At 60.7% G+C, this 280-nt stretch carries 1 pseudogene; it reads right to left on the minus strand.

Annotated features, from left to right (window positions below):
• Positions 1-280 (minus strand): annotated as a pseudogene (locus BG74_RS15780) (16S rRNA (cytosine(967)-C(5))-methyltransferase RsmB); the annotation flags it as partial.

The raw sequence follows: 280 nt of genomic DNA on the forward strand, positions 1-280 counted from the left end.
ACCTCCGTCTGCATGCCAAGCCTCTTCAGATTGTCATAGATCCGTGCCGTGCGTTGCCCATCCACATCTACCGCGGTGACTTGCGCCGCGGGCGCGATCTCCAAAAGATGGGTGGTCTTGCTGCCAGGAGCGGCGCACAGATCGAGAATAGCTTCTCCGTCCTGTGGTGCCAGTAGCAAGGCGCAGCCCTGTGCCGATGCATCCTGCACCGTTACCCAGCCCCGATCGAAGCCAGGCAGGAGATCTACTTTGCACGGCATCTCCAGCCTGATGGCGTCTG

Origin of the sequence: Sodalis-like endosymbiont of Proechinophthirus fluctus (assembly GCF_001602625.1) — a bacterium.
Taxonomy (GTDB): domain Bacteria; phylum Pseudomonadota; class Gammaproteobacteria; order Enterobacterales; family Enterobacteriaceae.